19 protein-coding genes, 1 tRNA gene and 1 pseudogene are annotated in these 20,103 nt (G+C 70.7%); 13 read left to right on the top strand and 8 right to left on the bottom strand.

Going from position 1 to position 20,103, the window contains the following annotated elements; translation table 11 throughout:
* From AB0D28_RS27125 to murA, 5 genes and pseudogenes are all read left to right on the top strand, one after another.
* Nucleotides 1–502, top strand: a pseudogene (locus AB0D28_RS27125) (hypothetical protein); the annotation flags it as partial.
* 1 nt (nt 503) lies between these two features.
* Nucleotides 504–1,916 (top strand): FAD-dependent oxidoreductase, encoded by a 1,413-nt coding sequence (locus tag AB0D28_RS27120; protein WP_357390294.1) that lies wholly within the window; start codon nt 504–506, stop codon nt 1,914–1,916.
* Entirely contained in the window at nt 1,913–2,164 is a 252-nt protein-coding gene (locus AB0D28_RS27115; RefSeq protein ID WP_357390292.1) for an acyl carrier protein, read from the top strand. Before AB0D28_RS27120 ends, AB0D28_RS27115 begins: the two co-directional genes overlap by 4 nt.
* On the top strand, nt 2,161–2,778 hold the full coding sequence (locus AB0D28_RS27110; protein ID WP_357390290.1) for a DapH/DapD/GlmU-related protein: 618 nt from the start codon (nt 2,161–2,163) through the stop codon (nt 2,776–2,778). Before AB0D28_RS27115 ends, AB0D28_RS27110 begins: the two co-directional genes overlap by 4 nt.
* Nucleotides 2,779–2,848: 70 nt before the next feature.
* The gene (gene murA / locus AB0D28_RS27105; protein WP_357390288.1) at nt 2,849–4,120 is read left to right on the top strand and encodes a UDP-N-acetylglucosamine 1-carboxyvinyltransferase; all 1,272 of its coding nucleotides are present in this window, start codon (nt 2,849–2,851) and stop codon (nt 4,118–4,120) included.
* 167 nt (nt 4,121–4,287) lie between these two features.
* Here murA and AB0D28_RS27100 read toward each other — a convergent pair whose 3' ends face one another.
* Nucleotides 4,288–4,785 (bottom strand): NUDIX hydrolase, encoded by a 498-nt coding sequence (locus tag AB0D28_RS27100; RefSeq protein WP_357390286.1) that lies wholly within the window; start codon nt 4,783–4,785, stop codon nt 4,288–4,290.
* Between the two features lie 575 nt (nt 4,786–5,360).
* Between AB0D28_RS27100 and AB0D28_RS27095 the strand changes: the two genes are divergently transcribed.
* The 4 genes from AB0D28_RS27095 (at nt 5,361) to AB0D28_RS27080 (ending at nt 8,643) form a co-directional block, all read left to right on the top strand.
* Nucleotides 5,361–5,915 (top strand): hypothetical protein, encoded by a 555-nt coding sequence (locus AB0D28_RS27095; RefSeq protein ID WP_357390284.1) that lies wholly within the window; start codon nt 5,361–5,363, stop codon nt 5,913–5,915.
* A 10-nt stretch (nt 5,916–5,925) separates the two neighbouring features.
* Nucleotides 5,926–7,035 carry a pyridoxal-phosphate dependent enzyme gene (locus AB0D28_RS27090; RefSeq protein WP_357390282.1) on the top strand — a complete coding sequence of 370 codons (1,110 nt, stop codon included), beginning with the start codon at nt 5,926–5,928 and terminating at the stop codon, nt 7,033–7,035.
* A 175-nt stretch (nt 7,036–7,210) separates the two neighbouring features.
* A complete protein-coding gene (locus AB0D28_RS27085) occupies nt 7,211–7,762 on the top strand; it encodes a kinase (protein ID WP_357390280.1) in 552 nt (183 codons plus the stop codon).
* A gap of 47 nt (nt 7,763–7,809) precedes the next feature.
* Nucleotides 7,810–8,643, top strand: coding sequence for a MerR family transcriptional regulator (locus AB0D28_RS27080; protein ID WP_357390278.1), 834 nt, complete (start codon nt 7,810–7,812; stop codon nt 8,641–8,643).
* A gap of 35 nt (nt 8,644–8,678) precedes the next feature.
* On the opposite strand, the gene AB0D28_RS27075 is transcribed toward AB0D28_RS27080, so the two are convergent.
* The 4 genes from AB0D28_RS27075 to AB0D28_RS27060 all read right to left on the bottom strand — a co-directional run bounded on the left by AB0D28_RS27075 (nt 8,679) and on the right by AB0D28_RS27060 (nt 12,096).
* Nucleotides 8,679–9,134, bottom strand: coding sequence for a hypothetical protein (locus AB0D28_RS27075; RefSeq protein WP_357390276.1), 456 nt, complete (start codon nt 9,132–9,134; stop codon nt 8,679–8,681).
* 137 nt (nt 9,135–9,271) lie between these two features.
* A complete protein-coding gene (locus AB0D28_RS27070) occupies nt 9,272–9,766 on the bottom strand; it encodes an SRPBCC family protein (protein ID WP_357390274.1) in 495 nt (164 codons plus the stop codon).
* Entirely contained in the window at nt 9,756–10,490 is a 735-nt protein-coding gene (locus tag AB0D28_RS27065) for a class I SAM-dependent methyltransferase (protein ID WP_357390272.1), read from the bottom strand. Before AB0D28_RS27065 ends, AB0D28_RS27070 begins: the two co-directional genes overlap by 11 nt.
* 70 nt (nt 10,491–10,560) lie before the next feature.
* Entirely contained in the window at nt 10,561–12,096 is a 1,536-nt protein-coding gene (locus AB0D28_RS27060; RefSeq protein ID WP_357390270.1) for a cellulose binding domain-containing protein, read from the bottom strand.
* A 403-nt stretch (nt 12,097–12,499) separates the two neighbouring features.
* Between AB0D28_RS27060 and AB0D28_RS27055 the strand changes: the two genes are divergently transcribed.
* A tRNA-Lys gene (locus AB0D28_RS27055) sits at nt 12,500–12,572 on the top strand.
* 63 nt (nt 12,573–12,635) lie between these two features.
* Here the strand turns inward: AB0D28_RS27055 and AB0D28_RS27050 are convergent.
* On the bottom strand, nt 12,636–13,082 hold the full coding sequence (locus AB0D28_RS27050) for a DUF1772 domain-containing protein (RefSeq protein ID WP_357390268.1): 447 nt from the start codon (nt 13,080–13,082) through the stop codon (nt 12,636–12,638).
* Nucleotides 13,083–13,172: 90 nt separating this feature from the next.
* Between AB0D28_RS27050 and AB0D28_RS27045 the strand changes: the two genes are divergently transcribed.
* A complete protein-coding gene (locus AB0D28_RS27045) occupies nt 13,173–13,751 on the top strand; it encodes a TetR/AcrR family transcriptional regulator (protein ID WP_357390266.1) in 579 nt (192 codons plus the stop codon).
* Nucleotides 13,752–13,772: 21 nt separating this feature from the next.
* Here AB0D28_RS27045 and AB0D28_RS27040 read toward each other — a convergent pair whose 3' ends face one another.
* The gene (locus AB0D28_RS27040; RefSeq protein WP_357390264.1) at nt 13,773–15,281 is read right to left on the bottom strand and encodes a sigma-70 family RNA polymerase sigma factor; all 1,509 of its coding nucleotides are present in this window, start codon (nt 15,279–15,281) and stop codon (nt 13,773–13,775) included.
* A 112-nt stretch (nt 15,282–15,393) separates the two neighbouring features.
* Between AB0D28_RS27040 and AB0D28_RS27035 the strand changes: the two genes are divergently transcribed.
* Both AB0D28_RS27035 and AB0D28_RS27030 read left to right on the top strand, forming a co-directional pair.
* On the top strand, nt 15,394–15,702 hold the full coding sequence (locus tag AB0D28_RS27035; RefSeq protein ID WP_357390262.1) for a hypothetical protein: 309 nt from the start codon (nt 15,394–15,396) through the stop codon (nt 15,700–15,702).
* Nucleotides 15,703–18,357 carry a DUF4132 domain-containing protein gene (locus AB0D28_RS27030; RefSeq protein ID WP_357390260.1) on the top strand — a complete coding sequence of 885 codons (2,655 nt, stop codon included), beginning with the start codon at nt 15,703–15,705 and terminating at the stop codon, nt 18,355–18,357.
* Nucleotides 18,358–18,385: 28 nt separating this feature from the next.
* On the opposite strand, the gene AB0D28_RS27025 is transcribed toward AB0D28_RS27030, so the two are convergent.
* Nucleotides 18,386–20,065, bottom strand: coding sequence for a Na+/H+ antiporter (locus tag AB0D28_RS27025; protein ID WP_357390258.1), 1,680 nt, complete (start codon nt 20,063–20,065; stop codon nt 18,386–18,388).
* Between the last annotated feature and the right edge of the window lie 38 nt (nt 20,066–20,103).

Below are 20,103 nucleotides of genomic sequence, written 5' to 3'. Positions count from 1 at the left end.
GTCGCAGAACCAGATACCGGAGACCTCTTCAGTTGTCGATCACCGCCACACCCTGACCTCGACGCTGCCAGCCCGACTTACGAAACACGCCTTAGTCGTTTGCAACCCTCCGCACTTCCCCCACGATCCGGTGTACGCCGTCGACGACGGCATTGAGACCGCGCTGGTCGGTGGCAGTGACGGGCGGGCGTTGTACGACGTCCTGCTCGCCCGCCTCGACGAGCTGCTCGCGCCAGGCGGGACGCTGCTGCTGACGCACTCCTCCCTGACCGACATTCCCCGCACTCGCCAGACGCTACGACGAAGCGGATACGAGTGCCGCACTGTGCAGATCTGCGAGCTGGACATCCCCTTGCGCCGCTACGCGATGCACCGCGACGTGCTGCTGTCGCGGCTGTATCCGCTCCGGGCCGCCCAACGGGCAGCATTCCGTGGCCTCCGGTTCGAGGTACACACCCTCGCCGCCACCCGCATCGATTCCCTGGACGGATCAGGTGAGTGACATGAACCAGTTCGTGACCGACGTTGTGGTGGCCGGCTCCGGCCTGCTAGGGCTCGCCACCGCGTTCGAGCTGCTCAGCCGGGACCTGGACGTCACCCTGGTCGGACCACTGACCGGCGACCACGCGGGGCAAGCATCCCGGGCCGCCGGCGCGATGCTCACCGTGTTCAGCGAGGTCGAGGCGAGCCATGATCCCCAGCGCGTCAGCCTCGAAGTCGGCGAACGTTTGGCCGCCCGGACCGGGTACGAAGCCTGGCTGGACCGCATCGGCACGGCCAGCAAGCGGGCACTACGGCTTCTCCCAGGCGTGTGGGTGATCAGCAACGGCTACGGGCCGGACGACGCCGCGAACCTTCGGGCCATCGCGGAGACCGCCAAGACCCACGGGTGCCGCGCCGAGTTCGCGTCGCCGAGCGCCGTACCGGGGCTGGCACCGCAGGTGCGCGCGCACGAGGCACTGTGGCTGCCGGATGAGGCCAGCGTCGACCCGACGGCCCTGGTCGAGGCCCTGGCCACAGTGCTGACCGCCCATCCCCGCTGTCGTTGGCTCGATACCACCGTGACGACCGTCAGCGAGCGCGGCGAGCATGTAGCCGTTGACGCGGCTGACGGCAGCACTGTCCTGGCCGCCCACCTGGTGCTCGCCGCCGGGGCCGGGACCACGGGTCTGCTCGCCCCATCGCTCGCCAAGCAGGTCGAAGCACCTCCGCTGCGGTCCGGGCGAGGCGTGTCGCTGCTGGCCCGCGTCCCGTTCTCGCTGCCCGCTGCCGTGCGAACCCCGAACCGGGGCTTCGCCTGTGGCAGCCACATGGTCCCGCGCGGCGACGGCACCATCTATCTGGGGGCGACGAATCGGCTCTCCACTGAACCCGACTACAGCCAACCCGCCGCTCTGGACGAGATCGCCACCTTGATCCATGACGCGAGTGCCGAGCTCAACACTCATCTGCGCGATGCCGCGTTGATCGAGGTCCGGGTGGGGCACCGGCCGGTCACCCTCGATCACCTGCCGCTGTTCGGCCGGACGGGACACCCGATGATCCACCTTGCGACCGGCACCTACCGGTGCGGCGTGCTGCTGGCTCCGCACGCCGCTGTCATCGTCGCCGACGGGATCACCGCTCCCGGTTCGACCGCCACCCATCCCTACAGCCCTCGGCGCGCGATGCACCTACCGGTACTCGACGACCTCATCGACGGCGCGACCCGCGGCCTGGTGGACATGCTCTGCCAACCGGGTGGCAACCTCCCGCCGGGCACACACGAGATGCTGGAGCGGTTCCTCGAAGCGGCGTTGCACGAACTCGCCGCCGGCACCTCGACCAGGGCGGTCGCCGTCCGCAGACTCTGGCAGCGTGCGCCCATGGCCGAGTGCCTGCCGCTGCTGCTCGACGCCGCCGGGCGGATCCGATGAGCACGCACGCTCTGGGTCAACAGACCGTGGCCCAACAGGCCCTCGCAGAGATCAGCGGCTGGCCCACCAACACCATTACCGCCTTCACGCGGCTGTCCGAACTCGGTCTGGACTCGCTCGACCGGCTCACGCTCGCGGTGCTGCTGGAGGAACGAACCGGTCGTCCCCTATCCGACGACGAGCTGATAAGCGTCCGGACCCTGGACGACCTGGAACGGCTGCTGAGACCTGCGGAGCGTTCGACATGACCAAGACGCCAGCACCGACAGCCAGGCGCACGTCGGACGCGCCCTTCATCGCCGAGTCAGCCGAGGTCGCCGACGCAGCTCACGTCGGCGCACGAACCAGGATCTGGCACCACGCTCAGGTCGACGGGGACGTCCGGATCGGCGAGGACTGCGTACTCGGCAAAGGCGTTCATGTGGCCTCGGCAGCGGTCATCGGCAACCGGGTCAAGATCCAGGACGGATGCGGGGTGTTCGGAGCCACCATCGAAGACGGTGCGATGCTCGCCCCCGGGGTCTACCTGCTGGAGGACCCCGCACCCCGAGCCATCAACCCCGCCGGTCACCTGAAGGGCCGCGATGACTGGCGGCGGGAACCGGTGACGATTCGCTACGGAGCCACCATCGGTGCCAACGCGGTCATCGCCCCAGGCGTCACCATCGGCCAGTACGCCATGGTCGCGGTCGGCACCGTCGTGGGACACGACGTGCCGGACCACGGCCTCGTCATGGGCAACCCGGCCCGGCGACTCGGCTGGGCCTGCAGGTGCGGACACCGCCTCGACGACAACCTCATCTGCCCCGTCTGCGGACGGCTCTACCGCCAAGGACCGAACGGCTTGTTCCTGACTGCGTGACCGCCGACCACCACCGGCAGCTGTCTCGCCCGCGCCTGCTCAACCACTTCCTCTGCTGAAGGAACGTCACATGACCGAAGTTCTTTATCGTGTCCGCCCCGCCGGCCCGCTCAACGGCACCGTCGTCGTGCAGGGCGCCAAGAACGCGGCCCTGCCCATGATCGGTGCCGCGCTGCTCGCCCGACGCGGTCAGACGGTGCTGCGCAATGTCCCCGCGATCACCGATGTCCAGCACGCCGTCGACCTCGCCCGGTTTCTCGGCGCTCAGGTCGAGTACCACCCGAGCGACCGACTGCTCGTCATCGACGCCACCGAGATCACCAGCTCGCGGTTACCAGCCGATCTCACCCGCCTGTTTCGGGGCAGCGTGTTGTTCCTCGCCTCGGTGCTGCATCGCCGAGGCGAGGTGATCTTCGAGGGTGCCGGCGGCTGCGCCCTTGGCACCCGTGGGCTTGACTTCCACTACCGGGGCCTGGCCCGCCTCGGTGGGCACATCGAGGAACAGGGCACCACGATCAGCATCAAGGCCAGCAACCTGCGCGGCGCCGACCTCTACCTCGACACGCCCTCCCATACGGGCACCGAGAACCTCATCATGGCCGCGGCCCTGACGCCCGGCCGGACCGTCATCGAGAACGCCGCGCTGGAACCCGAAGTCCTCGACGTAGTCGCAATGCTCACGGCCATGGGCGCCCAGATCAGCGGCGCAGGAACCGGCCGCATCGTCGTCACCGGCGTCGACGAGCTCCACGCGGTCGAATACACGATCATGCCGGACCGCATGGACGCCGGCGTACTGACCATCGCGGCTGCCATCACCGGTGGCGCGGTCAACCTCGTCGGTGACGCCGTGCTGGATCACTTCGGAGTCGCCGCGCACAAGCTCCGACAGATGGGCATCGAACTCACCCCCGCAGGGGCGGTCACCACCGTCACCCGACTCGGTCAACTGCATTCGATCAACGTCATCACCGACACCCACCCCGGGTTCGCCACCGACCTGCAGCCTCCGCTAATGGCCCTCGCCACCCAAGCACCCGGAACGAGCTACTTCCGTGAGCGCATCCACGACGCCCGCTACGCCCTCGCCGATGAGCTGACCAAGCTCGGCGCGGACCTCACCGTCAACGGCGAGAAGGCCGTCGTCCACGGCGGTGCGCCGCTGCGCGGCACCGAAGTCATCGCCCGCGACCTGCGGACCGGCATCGGCCTCGTGCTGGCCGGACTTGTCGCCGACGGCGAAACCGTCATCAGCAACGGTGCCATGATCGACCGAGGCCACGCAGACCTGACCGGCCGTTTCACCGCCCTCGGCGCCGACATAACCCGCGAGGAGTCGTGACAATAGGCTTCCTGGGTGAGCACGGAGCCCCTGCCGGCGTCCGCGGCCGAGAGACGCCAACGGTAATCCTGCAGCAGGCCGCGACTAGCGTCGCCTTCGCCTTCGAGGCAACCCCGCAGCTCCGCCAACCGACCTACTACGGGACCAAGGCCATGGGGGCCGATCGACTAACTGTTCGAGATCGCGACCCCATCGTCGAGGTAGACACCACCATGCTCGATCGCGGCGACCGCTGCGGTGACCCGCCGAGCCAGTCGGGGGATCAACACCTCGTTTAGGCGTCCCGGCTCGATGAAGGCGAAGCCGTCCAGCTCGTCGGGGCACAGCCGCATTGCCGCGATCTGGTCCGCTGTCAGGACCCCGCCGTCGAAGACGAACATGAGCCCGCCGTCCCACGGCGGGCTCGGCGGAACCCAGTCGACGCACAGCAGCGCCCCTGCGGGTATCGACAGGCCCAGCTCCTCCCGGATCTCGCGCGTGCAGGCGTCCGCCGGGGACTCGTCCGGCTCCACCGTTCCGCCGGGAACTTCCCACACGTCCTTGTAGGCCGGGTGAACCAGCAGTACCCGGCCGGTCTGATCGCGGAGGAGCACGCCGGCCGCCGCGCGGACCCGAGTCACGCTGGCGATGTAGGAGAGGTCCAGTTCTGTCTGCGTCTCGGCCACGCGACCGACCCTACGGGCTCGCCCTCGGCCCATAGCCCGTTCCTGAAGCAATACGCGGCAACGATCCCTCTACTGTCGTTACTGAAGGTAATCATCCGATTGGTGCGTAGGCGCGTCATCGCCGAATCGGGACGGGCTTGTCGCGCCCTCTGAAGATCAGTGCTGCAGGGCGGTGCCGATCGTGAAGATCAACTAATAGCGGCCTGATTTGACCGTACCGCGCCTTCTGTCCTCAGCTCTTCGGCTGATTCACTGAACAGTGATCTCCAAAATCGGCCCCAAAACCACGGTTTGGGTATGCGGGTGCTCGCACGGCCCGCCGACGCCTCACCTGACGAGCTGCACGGATTGGCCGAAAAATCTTGGCGAACGCCAACATCCATTGCGCTACCCCCGTAGCAAATCGACGCCAATGGCTATCGTTGCGCGCTTAACGAAGCCTGTCAAGCCGTTAAGCAGGGTGTGGGACGCAAAGTTATTTGAACTCTTGACAATCATCGCGCGGAGGGTCCCGGCGACTTTACCGTCGGTGTCAAGTGCCTGCTAGACTCGGTCGCGAGCGTGGAGGTGGACTGATGAACGGCGAACCGGCAGGTAGCAATGGCCTCGTGGACGACAGGCCCGCTTGGGGCGAGGTGTCGACCGCGGTTCATGTGGCCATCGTCCGTCAGCTCGTGTGCGACGTCGGGGCACGCCTGCTCGATCCGCTCGACCGGCTGCTGGGGACGGACGGCGACGATCCACCCGGTTCCTCGGCGCTTCGCCGGCAGTTGGAGATCGCCGCCGAGGTGTGGGCGGCGCAGGTGCTCGGCCCGGACGAACGGCTCGCCGCCGAGACCGTCCGGCGCCTGACCGCCGAGATCTACCAGTCCGGCGACGTCTTCGCGCCGCCGTTCGAGTGGTGGCGCACGCCGTTCGGGGCGCTCGTGGCGCGCCGGTTCGGCCATCCGTCAGCCGAGGCGGTCTCGCTGACGGTGGCGAGCGCGATGCTCGGCATCACCCGGCAGGGCGTCCATGATCTTGTCAAGCGCGGCAAACTGCGGCGGGACGAGGCGAGCGGCGGCGTCCTGGTGAGCTCGGTCCGGGATCGCCTCACGCAGTTGTCGGAAATCTTGTCCTACGAGGGCTGATGGGATTCGGATGGCATTGACGGGACTTCATCCGGAGTTCTCGGGAGATGATTGGGGTCGCCGAGCCACGGCTGTTCTGGAAGCCGATCGGAACGTCGAGAAAGCGACGCCCCTGATTCGTCTACCCTTCCCCGGCGAATCGTCTGTGGCGATTTTCGTGAAAGATGAGTCGGCGCGCCCCACCGGAAGTGTGAAATACCGCTTCGCGCGCAGCCTGTTTCTTCACTCGCTCTCGCGCGGCGTCATCCGTCGGGAGACGCGGCTGGTGGAGGCGACCAGCGGGAACATGGCCGTCGCGGAGGCGCACTTCGCCCGGGTGCTGGGGCTGCCGTTCACCGCGGTGGTGCCCGCTAAGTCGTCGCCGGACCGCATCGCCCGAATCTCCGAGCAGGGTGGGGCCACCTACCGGGTCGACCCGCCGCTGGCCGTATACGAAAACGCCGAGCGGCTGGCCGGAAAGTGGAACGGGTACTACCTGGACTGCCTGGCCACGCTCGGTCCGGCCATCGACGCGGACCTCGACGACGGCGTGCCCGGCCTGCCCGACGAGATCCTGCGCGACTTCGCGGCCCAGGGCCGACCGGAGCCCGCGTGGATCGTCACCGGCGCCGGCACCGGGGCCACCTCTCGCGCGATCGGCCGCTACCTGCGCCGGCACGGGCACGCCACCCGGCTGGCGGTCGTCGACGCGGAGAACTCGGCGTATTTTCCCGGCTGGGCCACCGAGTGCCGGGACTACGCGACCGGAATGCCGTCGCGCATCGAGGGGATCGGGCGGCCGAGGTTGGAGCCGGCCTTCGATCCCGACGTCGTCGACCTGGTCATTCCGGTGCCGGACGCGTCAAGCGTGGCCGCCATGCGAGTCCTCGCCACGGCCGGCGGCGTGGCGGCCGGGCCGTCCACCGGCGCCTGCCTCTGGGGCGCCTGTCACCTGGCGAACCGTATGAGTCAGGCGGGCGAGTCGGGGGCGGTGGTCATCGTGGCCGCCGATGGTGCCGAGCCGTACCGTCGCTCCTACTACGACGACGAGTGGGTCGCCGGAAAGCGCTGGGACCTCACCGAGCCCACGCTACGCCTGAGGCGTTTCATGCGGACCGGCGATTGGGACGACTCCCGATGAGACCGGTTTGATGAGAACCTCTTCTGCGCCGCCTGTTCGCTGATACCCATGGTGAGCGCGACCCGCGTCCAGGAGGGTGCACAGCGTCGGCGATGACCGGTGTGAAGCACCCATGGCGTTCCACCGAGGTGCGGCCGGGTGGCGCCTTCGGGATACTCGCGGCCAGGGAGGGACAGTGCGCGCTGCACCCGCCGGCAGCCCGGACACGATCCTCGTCTGTATCAGGGGCAACTCGGGTTCGGGCAAGAGCAGCATCGCCCGCGAGCTACGACGCCGGCACGGCCGGGGCTGCGCCCTCGTCGAACAGGACTATCTGCGCCGCGTCGTCCTGCTCGAACGGGACAAGCCCGGCGGCGTCGCGCCCGCGCTGATCGAGCAGACCACCCGGTTCGCCGTCGACCACGGCTACCACGTGGTCCTGGAGGGCATCCTGTACACCGGCCGCTACCGCGACGTGCTGACCTCGCTGCGGGACGGCCACCGGGGGCGATCGCTGTTCTGCTACCTCGACGTGTCGCTGGCCGAGACGCTGCGCCGGCACCTGACCCGCCCACAGGCCGGTGACTTCACCGCCGAGCAGATGAGCGGCTGGTACGCCGCGCACGACGTCCTGGGCTGGCCCGGCGAGCTCGTCCTCCCGGAAAGTACCGGGCTGGAACAGGCGGTCGAGGCCATCGCGGCGGCTGCCGGGCTGCCCCAGGCCGGGCGCGACGACGACAGGCGTTAGGCGATGTCACTTGCCCTTGCGGTTACCGCAGGGGGCAGTCTTTGGTCATGTTGTCGATCAGCGAGTTCAGCCAGATGTGCCACCTGTCGCCGCAGGCGCTGCGCTTCTACCACGCCGAAGGGCTGCTCGTGCCCGCCGAGGTCGACGGCCGGACCGGCCACCGCTCGTACGCCTTCGACCAGGTGGAACGCGCGATGCTGATCACCCTGCTGCGGGACACCGGGATGAGCGTCAAGCTCGTCCGGCGGGCCCTCGACGAACCGGACCAGGCCCTCGCGCTGCTCGACCGGCACAGCGACGAGGTCGCCCGGCAACGCCAGGCGCAGGCCGACGCGATAGCCGCCGCCCGCGCGGTCTTCGAGGCGCAGCCCGAACCGCGGTCGCGGCACGTGCCGGCGGTGACTGTGGTGGCGCGGCTCGTGCCCGGCACGCCGCTGGGCCGGGACACGCAGGAGTGGGACCGGGCCGAGGAGGTCATCGCGTCGGCGGCGGCCGGACTGGTCACCACCGTGCGGCAGGCCGGCGTCACCTGCCTGGGCGAGCCGTGGCGGACGCTGGCGCTGGAGACGCCGGACCAGGACCGGCGCGTGCTCGACGGTGTCGGGCCGTTCTGGACGGTCAAAGTCGCGGTGGAGGGCACCCCGGAGACGCTGCCGCCCCTGCCCGCCGACCTGATCGTGCGGACGCCGGAAGCCCACGACGAGCTGTCCATCTTCATGCCGGGCCGCAACACCATGGCCAAGTACTGCACGGTGGTCCTGCGCCTGCTCGACGCCGTCCCGCCCGACGGTGACCGGTTCGTCGACCTGGCACGCCTGCGTCAGGAGGTCCGGCCGGACGGCGTACTGAGCAGCGCGCCGGTCGAGCGACGACCGGCGTGATCGAGCGTGCCGCCGTCAAGGGTGCGGTTCCGCGTTCACCCGCTGCGCCTGCACCCTCTTCCTGAGGGCATCCACGATCCGCCGGCGGTGCCGGTACTGCCCGGCCCGTACGCCGATCGAGGCCGCCACCGCAGAGTGCACCGCGACCCAGAGCCCCCGGCCGCCGGATGCCAGGGGTGCAGGTGATCCCGGCCCGCGCTCCGGGCGTCGGGGTCACCGCTCCAGTCGTGGCCCGCCGGACTGAACCGGTACTCGAACCACACCAGGGCGGTGACGAGCACCGTTCCCACCACCGCGCGGACGATCGTGCCGCCCTGGCCCTGTCGCACCTCCCGTTCGGAGGGCACGGCGATCAGCACCAGCGCCAGGTTCAGCAGGACGAAGACAATCATGACTACGATCGCGCTGCTGCGGTACGCGGCCGCGAGATCCGGCAGGCGCGCATCGCCGGACGGGAGAGCGGCGTAGGCGGCGGACGTGGTGAGCGCCACGCCGCTCCACCACAGCAGCGGACCGAGGAGCGCCATCAGGGCCAGGAGAACCCATCGACCGAAGGCCATCGCCGCAGTCCAGGTGGCGAACCCGTCCCGGTCCGTCCGCGAATGCGGTCCCTCACCGCGCCGGCCCGTCACCGGGACTCGGCGAGCCGCTTGAGGTTCAGCAACTGCCGGCGGGCCATCACCAGGTCACCGAGGCATCCGCCGGGGGCGATCACCGGGTTCGTCCGCATCACGACCTTGAGCAGCAGGCGGGTGCCGCCCCCGGTTTCCGGCACCAGGACGTACGACAGCACCGCGCCCATGATCTCGCCGGTGAAGTGCCGCCCCGGTTCGACAGCGAGGACCCGGCCGCGCCGCCGCCCACCCGCCGTGGTGAACGGCTCGCCCACCACCGGCTCGGGAAGGCCCACCAACCGTCGCGGTGAGCGGCGGCCGAGGTTGTCGATCCAGTCGTACGAGTAGGGCGCGAGGCGGATCTGGCCGACCCACTGCCACACGGCCGCCGGTGACGCGTCCACGCTCACCCCGCGCCACGCCCGCAACGTGGGTGCGGGCACGATGTCGTCGCACGGGTAGCGGCGCAGCGTCTCCTCGTCGGACACGCCCCACCGGTCACCGAGCATCGGCCCGGCCGAGCACCAGCGTGGTCCGCAGGTCGAGCACGACGGTGCCGCCGAACTCGTCCACCAGCCGGTCCAGCGCGGCGATACCGCGTCGCTGTTGCTCCGGGGTACGCGACAGGTACGGCCCGAACGTGCGCATCAGCGCCAGGTAATGCTCCTTGTCCAGCGGCAGCTCCCGGCGGAACACCTCCCGGCGTACGTCGTCGAACCGTCCGCTGTCGAGGACGTCCCGGTGGAACCAGTCGACGGGCCGCTCCCGGACGGTAGGGTCGACGGATCGCAGCGCGGCCCGTACGGCGGCCTGCTGGGCGGCGTCGGCGTAGTCGAAGCGGTGCCCGAAGACGGCGAGGGTGCCGCCCGGCGCCAACGCGCGCCGGGCATGCGCGTTGCGGGTGGCCGGGTCCAGCCAGTGCCAGGCCATCGCGCAGGCGAGCACGTCCACGCCGCCGGCGGGCGGCGACCACCGTTCGAAGGTCGTCGCCTCGATGCGGGCGTCCGGGAATCGTTCGGCGAGCCGGGCCGCCATCCGCGGATCGGGCTCCACGCAGGTCAGCGGCGCACCGAGGCGGGCCAGCACCTCGGTGCCCTTCCCGGTGCCCGCGCCGACTTCGGCCACCGACGCCGGTGTGCCGCCGTGGTAGGCGAGGATCGACTCGGCGATCTCCGGCGGATACCCGGGGCGCACACGCTCGTACAGGTCGGCCACCGTGCCGAAGACATCCATCACCGGCAGCATACGGCTCCGACCGGCCTCCGACGGACCCCGCGGAGGCCGGCCGTCCGCCGGTTCGGCCTCACCAGGTCAGGGGCAGGGTACCGAGGAACCGGGTGAGCGCCCCGGCGAGCAGCTGGTCGTCCCGCCGGGACGGGTGCCAGTCGCAGCCGAGCTTGTCCAGGCCCAGGGCGTTGTCGTCGTAGTAGAGCGAGCGGACGCGGGTGTCGCCCGCCTCCGTGCGGGTCCGGACGACCTGCTGGACCGAGGCGGCGAGGAGGGTGCCGGGGAGATCCGGGTAGGTGAGCACGATGAACGTGTCCGGGCCGTACCGGGTCCGCAGCTTGTCGAGGAAGCCCAGATACGCGTTCCGGAAGTCGGCGGCGAGTTGCTCGGCGGTGGTCCACCGTTCGCCGGCGTTGAGCGCGGTGGAGAAGTCGTTGATGCCGAGGCCGACGACTACCAGTTGCGGTTTCCAGGTGCCCGGGTTCTGCCACACAGTGCTGTTCCACAGTGCCTGCAGGTCCGTCTCGTAGTAGGTGCGGAAGGTGTCCGTGCCCTGGCCGTTGTAGTTGCGGACCATGCCCAGGCCGGACCAGGCGATGAGCTGGTAGTCGGCGTTCAGGCTCTGCGCGGTCAGGGCGCCGAACGTGACGTCGGCGTTGGAGTTGCGTGTGACGCCACCGTTGCCGGTGCAGTCGCGGGTCGTCGACATGTTGCCGTAGCCGGCCGTCCACGAATCGCCGATGAACTCGATCTGGCGGCTGCGGGCGGCGGGCCGGGCCAGGATCGCGCCACCGGGAGCGGCTACGAGACCACCGAACTCGCCTGCGGCCCACGGGCTCTCGGTGCGCTTGACGAGCCGGACGGTGTGTTCGGCGTCGGCGAGGTTGCGGACCCAGTAGGTGGTCTGTCCGGGGGTCACGAGCGTGGCGACGGTCGCCCCGTCGACCTGCACGGCGTAGTCGTTCTGGGCGTCGTTGAGGACGATCCCGACGCCGGTGCCACGGAACCGGCCCTCGAAATAGATGCCCGGCCAGGTGTACTGGACGCCGGTGCCGACCGTCCGCACCCGTCCCACCGTGCGCGTCTGCTCCAGCACGCCGGCCGGCGGCGGGCTGGTGGGCGGCGCGCTGGTCGGTGGCGGGCTGGTGGGCGGCGCGGTCGTGGGCGGCGCGGTCGTGGTGGGGGCCGGGCGACCGGTGCACGGCACGCCGTTCAGCGTGAAGTCGGTAGGCGCCGGGTTCGACGCGTTGTTCCACGAGCCGCCGAAGCCGAACTGAGTGGTGGCTCCGGTGCCCAGGCCGCCGTTCCAGGCGGCGTTGGTGACGGTGACGCGTCCGGCGGACTGGGACACGGTGCCGTTCCATGCCTGCCCGACCACCTGCCCGGCGGTGAACGACCAGGTCAACCGCCAGCCGGTCAGCGGGTCGCCGAGGTTGGTGACGTCCACGTTCGCGCTGAAGCCGCCCGGCCACTGACTGGTCACCGTGTAGGCGACCCGGCAGCCGGCGGCGGCCTGCGCGGAGACCGCGGACGTGAGTGCGGCGGCCACGGCGACGGCGGCTGCGGTGAGCACCGCAGCGGCCGACCGGAGCCGGGTACGCGTGAGTCGCATCTGTGCTCCTTGGGGATGTGCTGGGTCAGCGCCACGTACCCGGTGCTCGCGGCGGCCATCGAGGGCGCGGCGGTGACGGCCACCCCGGAGGCCACCGCGGTCAGGAGGGTGGCGGCCGCCGCCAGCATCATCCGGCGACGCGAAGGTCGGGTCGGGGCAGCCGCCGGTCCGCATCGTCTCGGCGGTGCGCTGGCGGCGATGTCCTGTCGGTTGTCACGGTCGATCGCCCAGTGGCCAGCCCGGCTCCGGGTCAGATTATGCCGCCAGACTTCGACAATGGTCAATCACTTCGCGGTCGCTGGGTGACGGTTCGCAGCCCTCGCCGCGACGTCCGGAACGTGACCACCCCCTGCGTGCCGGGTTCGACGCGCGGGCTGCTAACGTTCCGTCCCGTTGTCGGTGAGCGCCGCTAGCTCAACTGGCAGAGCAGCGGACTCTTAATCCGCGGGTTCGGGGTTCGAGTCCCTGGCGGCGCACAGACGAGCAAGGCCCCGCCCCGGTTCACACCGGGTCGGGGCCTTCTCCATCTCCGGCTCGGGTCAGACAAGGGCGGCGGCCAGCAGGGCGAAGGCCGCGATGATGATCGCGACCCGGACGTAGTGCAGGCGGTCCCAACGGTTCATCTGCTGCTTCCAGTCGGCGGGCCGGTTGTCCGGTGTCCACGTCTTGCCCCGGTTGTTGATCGGCACGAGCAGCAGGGCCGACATGAGCACGCTGACGATCAGCAGCACGCCGGCCGTGACGGCACGGCCGTTCCCGTGGTGGCCCCACCCGGCGGCCGCCCAGATCGCCACGAGGACGAGTGCGGCGATGTACCAGAACGGCATCACGGCCCCGAGCATCCGGCCGCCGTGCGCGCGACCGAGTTGGCCGCCGTCGCCGGGGAGGGCGTTGAGGATCCGGTTGAGGACGAAGGCGACGGCGAACTCCACTCCCACCATGACGCCGACGACCACGAGGGTGAGCACCTGGAGTGCGCTGAGCATGACTGGCTCCCTGGAATCTAGTGACGCTAGATATTGAGTCGACGCTAGCACTGTCGATGCTCTCCTTCCTAGCGGTGCTAGAATCGGATCGTGTCCGTACAGCGACGTAAGGAACGGGAGCGGGCGGAGCGGGAGCGTCTCATCGTGGCGACCGCCCGCGAACTGGCCGAGCGGCAGGGCTGGGACGCCGTCACCACCCGCCGGCTCGCCGAGCGCATCGAATACAGCCAGCCGGTCCTCTACAGCCACTTCCGCGGCAAGCGCGAGATCATCGGGGCGGTCGCCCTCGACGGCGCCGCCGAGATGGCGGCGGCACTGCGGGCGGCGGCCTCCGCCGCGGACGGCCCGCGCGCCAGGGTGGCCGCGCTCGCTCGCGCCTACCTCGACTTCGCCGCGCGCAGCCCGGCGGTCTACGACGCCATGTTCCAGCTCGACGGCGGCCTGGCATTCGCGGAGGCGGACACACCGGAGCCGCTGAAGGACGCCTTCGCCGCCCTGTCCGAGAGCCTCGGCGAGGTCGCCGGGGAGGGCGTCCACCCCGGGCTGTTCACCGAGGTGTTCTGGGCTGCCCTGCACGGGCTGGCCACCCTGACCCGGGCGCGGCGACTGCCGCCGGAGGACACCGAGCGCAGGATCGAGCTCCTTGTCGACCGGCTCGCCGTGCTCTGACGCCTTCGGTTCCGGCGGCCCTCAGTAGTCGATGTTGATGGCGGCGATCTGGCGGCTGCCGTTGGAGACGATGGCCGGGCCGGCGAAGCGGGAGCTCGCGTACGTCAGCGCCGTCTTGTGGCCCGGACTGTTGAACCACGCCTCGATCATCTGCTCCGGGGTGGCGGTGCCGGAGGACGCGAACAGCACCTCGTGCCCGCAGTGCGTCAACCCGCTGCCCGCGTTCAGGTTCTGCCGTACGCATGTCTCCGCGTCGCGGTGCTGCGCCGCGCCCAGCTTGACCTCGGTCAGGCCGAGCGCGCGACGCCGCTCGTTGAGCAGCACCAGCAGTCGCCGTTCCGCGGCGGACACCCCCGTCGACGTGCCGGCGGCCTTGGACGGCGACAGGGTCGGCTTCGGCGACCTGGACGGTTTCACCGACCTGGCGGGGCTCGGCCGCGCGGTGGTCGGGGACGGCTCCCCCGCCGTCGGGGACGGCTTCACCGCGGTCGGGGAGGGCGTGAGCGCCGGTGTGGCGGTCGCGGCCGAGGGCTGCGCGGCTGCCGCGCTCGCCGGCTGCCGGTTCGGCTCGTCCGGATAGTTGGCGAGGACGAGCCCGCCCCCGCCGAGCACGGCGACGGCGGCCACGACGCCGACCATGGTCTTGGACACCGGGAGCGCCCACCTCGCTCCGGCGCTCACGGCGTGCCCGCCGGGCGGGGAGGCCTGGGACCGGGCGGCGACCGCCTGCACGGTGTGGCTGACGTCCGAGGCGAGCGCGGCCGGGGGAGGGGTGAGCGCCAGGCCGGCCAGCAGTCGCTCGGCCGGAACCAGGTCCGAGGCGGCGTCCGGGCAGTGCGGGCAGTCCCGGATGTGGCGGGCGAACCGCTTGCGCCACACCGGCTCCGGCCGGCGGTCCCAGCCGGCGGCCGTGTCGGCCAGGGCGGCGCAGCCGGGCCGGGCGGTGAGGGCCCGCACCACGAGCCGCGCGGTGTCCAGCTGCGCCTTCATCCGGGACACCCGGACGGTCACGTGATGAGGGGCCAGGTTGAGCGCGTCGACCAGGTCGGCGCGGGTGAGGTGACCGGCCTCGACCAGCCACCACAGCGACAGCAGGCGGCGGTGGTCGTCGTCCAGCCAGCGCGTGGCCAGCACGACCTCCCGGCGCTGGTCGGAGAGGCGAAGCTGGGTCAGCGTCAGGTCCTCGAAGTCCGCGCGCGGGTCGATCACGTTGTCGATGTCCTCCGGCGGCGCGGGCGTGGTGGGGCGGCGCTGCGTGTGGGTGCGGATCTCGTTCATGGTGACGGCCACCAGCCACGAGCGGAAAAGCTGCGGCTCGCGTACGCCCGGCAGACCGCGGACGACGCTCAGCATCGTGTTCTGCACCACGTCGTCGACGTCGGCCGACCGGTTCAGGGCCCGGCCCACGATGTTGTAAACGAGCGGCAGACAGTGCGAGACCAGCTCGTCCATCGCCGCCCGGTCGCCGCGTCGAGCCGCGTCGACCACCGCCGACATGCCGGCCCTGCTCGGGTACGCGGGATAGGACACGCTCACCACCTGCCTCACGGAAACGATCTCGTACAAGGTGGAGACTGTCCGGTACGCGGTCAGGTCACACAAAATGCGTGCGGTGTCGGAGGCGAGCGCTATCTTCTCCGCCATGCCATTGATCACAGTCACCGACGAGGTCGTCGGAGCGCCGAGTGGACCGGCGTGGACCATCGAGGTCTTCGAGGAGGAGCTGCGGCTCGACGAGCTGATCCGGAGACGCGTCTTCCTGGAGATCGCCGAGTCCGGCGTGGACGCCGACCCGGAGGAGCGCACCCGGACGACGCTCGACGCGTTCAGCCGCAACGCCTTCGTGGTGCTCGTCGACGACCGTCAGGTCACCGCCCTTGACGAGAAGATCCGCCTGCACGCGGGATCCCGGGTCACCTTCCTCAAACTCGTCCCGCTGGTGGGTGGCTGAATGACGACGTACGACCCCGAGTCGGCCCTGCACAATGTGGCCGCCACCGCCAAGAAGTGGTGGGGCCCGAGCGCCGAGAACCTCAACGAGACCGGCAAGCAGGAATTCGTCGACCGGGTGGTGGCGGTGTGCGGCTGGGCGCCGGCGGGGACGGCTCCGTCGCTGCTCGCTGCGCTCGAAGATCCGCACGGGCCCTACGATCTCGCTGCGCCGTTGGTCGAGCTGCTGCCGGAGGCCACCCGGAAGGTCGAGTCGGTCGCCGCCGCCGTGGCCGACCTGACCGGCGACGACGCGGATCACGACAGGCGGGTCGCTGCCGCCTCCACCCTGATCGACAGTCTGCCGGACCTGCCGTACCAGCACGAGAAGCCGTTGGACCGGGCCCGGGGCGAGGCGTGGCGCCGGACGACAGAACTCCTGGCCGCACAACCGGTGCCGGTGCGGCAGGTGGTGTTCGACGCGCTCACGGTGCCGGGGGAGAAGAGCGACGGCCGGGGCAAGCTGATCCGTGCCGCGCGCCACGGTGGCGGGCTCGACGGCGCCGTCTGGCTCGATCGGCTCGGTGGTCAGGCCTGGCTGGGATTCGGTTACTGGAGCTCGCAGCTCCAGGGCTTCACCTGGGAGTCCATCAAGGCGGCGGAGGCGGCCGGGCGTACGCATCCGGCGGCGCTGGCGACCTGGCGTCGGACCCGGCTCGAACGTTCGCTGAGCGACATCAGCGACGAGGCCGACCGGATGTGGCCGATCCCCAATGTCGGTGAGCAGTGGGCCGACCGCGCCGTCGCGGACATCGAGGCGATGCCGGCGGATCGCCGGTCCGCGTGGGAGGCGCTGCTGGCGCACTGCCCGGTCGAGGTGGACAAGGCGAAGCCGACGGCCGGTTGGCGCAAGCAGGCCCGGTCGCTGCTCGACGCGGTGGGCGTCGACGATTTCACCGCCCGGCTCGACGACTGGCTCCCGCTCGTCGGGCAGGCGCGCAGCCTGCCGCTGCGCATGACCACATGCTGCCCCGGCCACATCAAGGACATGCCACCACGGATGATCGACCGCTACAACGTCGGGCTGCTGTGGGGCCTGATCTGGACGCGGACGATGTGCCCGCCGTCCGAAGAGACCCTGCGCAGCCTCGGCCAGATCGCGGAACGGGCCGCCCGCAAGATCTCCGGCCACGGCCCGGCGAGCCCGAAACTGGCGAACGTAGCGGTCGCGGCGCTCGTCGACACCGATCACCCGGCCGCCCTCGCCCAGCTGGCCCGGTTGTCCTCGCGGCTGACCTACAAGAGCACCCTGCGCCTGGTGGAGAAGGGGCTGGCCCGGCACGCCGAGGCGCGCGGCGTCAGCCGGGAGGACGTCGAGGAGATGGCCCTGCCCGGCTTCGGGCTGCCGCTGGCGGACAAGCTGGGCGACTGCTCGTACGAGCTGGAGGTGCGCGGTGTCGACGCCGTAGTGGTGTGGCGCAACGCCGACGCCAAGGTGGTCAAGACGCCACCGGCGCAGGTGCGCAGGGACCACGGCGACGAGGTGAAGGAGCTGAAGGCGACTGCCGCCGACGTCGCCGCCACGCTCGTCGCCACCCGCGACCGGCTGGAAGGGCTGCTGCGGCGGGACCGTTCGTGGACCGTCGAGCAGTGGCGCGAGCGGTTCCTGGACCATCCGCTGGCCCGTACCCTGGCCCGGCGGCTCGTCTGGACCGTCGACGGCGTCGCCTGCTGCTGGGCCGGTGCGGCACTCCGAACGGTGGACGACGCCGTGTTCGAGCCGGCCGACGACGCGACGGTCCGGTTGTGGCATCCGGTGCTCGACCCCGACGCGGTGGGGCCGTGGCGCGACTTCCTCACCCGGCACGGGATCACCCAGCCGTTCAAGCAGGCGCACCGGGAGCAGTACCTGCTCACCGACGCGGAGCGGGCCACCGGCATGTACTCCAACCGGTTCGCCGCGCACATCGTGCGTCAGCACCGGCTCAACGCGCTGCTGTCCCGGCGCGGCTGGTCGTACGTGCAGCACCGTAACGACGGGGCCTCGTACAACCTGCCCCGGCTGGCACTCCCGGACTGGGGGCTGCGCGCCGAACTGGGTGTCGCCGGGATCGAGCACCGGGACGACGACCTCGTCTTCGACACGATGGGGACCGACCAGCTGTTCTTCATCAGGGGAGAGCGCCTGCCGGTTCCGCTGGTGGAGGTTCCGCCGGTCGTGCTGAGCGAGGTGATGCGCGACGTCGACCTGTTCGTGGCCGCCGCCGGGGTCGGATCCGACCCGGACTGGTACGACGGCGGCCGGGCGGGCCGGCATCGCGACTACTGGGCGCAGAGCAGCTTCGGCGAGCTGGCCCCGACCGGCCGGACGCGCCGGGACGTGCTGGCGGAGCTGATCCCCCGGCTGGCGATCGCCGGCCGCTGCACTGTCACCGACAGGTTCCTCGAGGTACGCGGCGACCTGCACACGTATCGCATCCACTGCGGCTCGGGCAACATCCTGATCGCCCCGGACGAGCGGTATCTGTGCGTCATCCCGGACTCGGCGAAGGTGAAGGAGCCGGAGATGTTCCTGCCGTTCGAGGGTGACAGCCGGCTCACCGAGATCATCAGCAAGGCGTTGCTGCTGGCCGCCGACAAGAAGATCAAGGATCCGGTGATCCTGCGCCAGCTGTGAGGCGGCCGGCGGGCGCCGGGCACAGGATTCAGCTCGGCGCCCGCTTCGGCAGCAGCAGCTCCTCGTGGTCGAGTTCGCGTTCCAGCACGCGCAGTTCCTCGTCCGGCAGCCGGCCGGAGTCGCGCCACCGCAGCAACTCCTCGCGCTGCGCTTCGAGGACGGTCCGGCGGACCCGCAGCGCCGTCTCGTACTCCGGTGAGGTGGGCAGCTCCGACGATCCGCTCTGCTCGATCAGGTCGAGCCGCCCCCGGTAGCGGGCCAGCCGGGTCTCCAACTGGGCGCGCGTGGTGTCGACGGCGACCCGGCTGTCCGGTTCCTCGGTGGCGACGGTGTCGAGGCGGGCCAGCGCGGCCTCCACAGCGGCCGAGCGGGCCTCGTTGCGTACCCGGGCCTGGTCGGCCTCGTTGGCGCGCAGGCCGAGCATCCGCACGAGCGGCGCGAAGGTCAGACCCTGCCCGACCAGCGTCACCAGGACCACCACGAAGGTGCAGAACAGCAGCAGGTCACGGTCCGGGAAGGGGTCTCCGTCGCGGGTGGTCAGCGGCAGCGTGAAGATCGCGGCGAGGCTGATCACGCCGCGCGTACCGGACCAGCTCAGCGCCACCACCTCACGGGCGGTCAGCCCGCGGGCGTCGCGGTCGACGCCGCCGTGCCGCCGTGCCGCGTCCGGCTCGTCGGTGTCGTCCTGTTCGGAGACGCCACCGAGCCGGGTGTGCAGCGAACGGGGGAGCCACTGGGTCAGCACCAGCCAGGCCGGGCGCAGGAGCAGCACCACGCCGACCGACACGGCGACCGCGATGATGATGGTCGACGTCTCGTACTGGCGCAGGCCCCGCACGACGGCGGGGAGCTGCTGGCCGATCAGCAGGAAGACGAAGCCTTCGAGGAGGAAGTCGACGAGCCGCCACACGGCGTTGGTCTGGAGACGGGCGGCGCCGGACCCGAACTGCGGTGTCTGGTGGCCGACGATCAGGCCGGCGACCACCACGGCCAGCACGCCGGAGACGTGCAGCGCCTCGCCCAGCAGGTAGGCCACGAACGGTGTCGCGAGCGAGATCGCGTTCGACAGCAGCGGGTCCGCGGTGAGCGGGCGGAGCAGCCGCTTCGCCCGGGCGACGACCACGCCCACCGCGATCCCGCCCGCCGCCGCCAGCACGAACTGCCCGACCGCGGCGTGGAACGAGAACTCGCCGCCCACCGCGGCGGCGACAGCGACGCTGAGCATGGTCAGCGCGGTGGCGTCGTTCAGCAGCCCTTCGCCCTGGATGATCGTGACCATCTTCGGCGGCAGGTTGACCCGCCGGCCGACAGCCAGGGCGGCGACCGGGTCGGGCGGGGCGACCGCGGCGCCGACGGCGATGCCGGCCGCCAGCGTCGCGCCGGCCACGAACAGGTGGAACCCGACGCCCACGAGCAGTCCGGTGAGCAGCACCAGCACCACCGAGAGGCTGACTACGATGCGCAGGTTGCGGCGGATGTCGAGCAGGGAGGAGTCCAGCGCGGCGCTGTAGAGCAACGGTGGCAGCACGACCATGAGCACCAGCTCGGGATCGAGGCCGACGTTGGGGCCGGGGAGCAGCGCGTACGCGATGCCGATGAGCGGCAGGAGCGCCGCCGCCGGCAGGCCGGTGCGGGCCGCGATCCACCGCACGGCGATGACGATCGCGACGGCGGCGAGCACGAACAGCAGCGTCGAATGGGTGCTCACCCCGACCGACCCTACCCGTTTTCGCGAGCGTCGTTCGG

The sequence above is a fragment of the Micromonospora sp. NPDC048169 genome, assembly GCF_040652815.1.
Taxonomy (GTDB): domain Bacteria; phylum Actinomycetota; class Actinomycetes; order Mycobacteriales; family Micromonosporaceae; genus Micromonospora.
Note: the sequence above shows the minus strand (reverse complement) of the source record. Positions and strands in the feature narration are given on the sequence as shown.